Genomic DNA, 680 nt, shown 5'->3' on the forward strand with positions numbered 1-680 from the left:
ATCCGGTATGGGGACAGTGTCAGGTGGGCAGTTTGACTGGGGCGGTCGCCTCCTAAAGAGTAACGGAGGCGCCCCAAGGTTCCCTCAGAATGGTTGGAAATCATTCGAAGAGTGCAAAGGCAGAAGGGAGCTTGACTGCGAGACCTACAAGTCGAGCAGGGACGAAAGTCGGGCTTAGTGATCCGGTGGTACCGCATGGAAGGGCCATCGCTCAACGGATAAAAGCTACCCTGGGGATAACAGGCTTATCTCCCCCAAGAGTCCACATCGACGGGGAGGTTTGGCACCTCGATGTCGGCTCATCGCATCCTGGGGCTGAAGTAGGTCCCAAGGGTTGGGCTGTTCGCCCATTAAAGCGGTACGCGAGCTGGGTTCAGAACGTCGTGAGACAGTTCGGTCCCTATCTGTCGTGGGCGTAGGAAATTTGAGAGGAGCTGTCCTTAGTACGAGAGGACCGGGATGGACGTACCGCTGGTGCACCAGTTGTTCCGCCAGGAGCATGGCTGGGTAGCTACGTACGGACGGGATAAGCGCTGAAAGCATCTAAGCGTGAAGCCCCCCTCAAGATGAGATTTCCCAGTATGTAAGACCCCTTGTAGACGACGAGGTAGATAGGTTGGAGGTGGAAGTGCAGCAATGCATGGAGCTGACCAATACTAATCGGTCGAGGGCTTATCCAA

Annotated in this window: 1 rRNA gene; it reads left to right on the top strand. The window is 55.7% G+C overall.

Going from position 1 to position 680, the window contains the following annotated elements:
* Positions 1–680: ribosomal RNA gene (locus tag KI379_RS33665) — 23S ribosomal RNA — on the top strand; the annotation flags it as partial.

It is taken from the genome of Paenibacillus cineris, from assembly GCF_018333335.1.
GTDB lineage: Bacteria > Bacillota > Bacilli > Paenibacillales > Paenibacillaceae > Paenibacillus_AQ > Paenibacillus_AQ favisporus.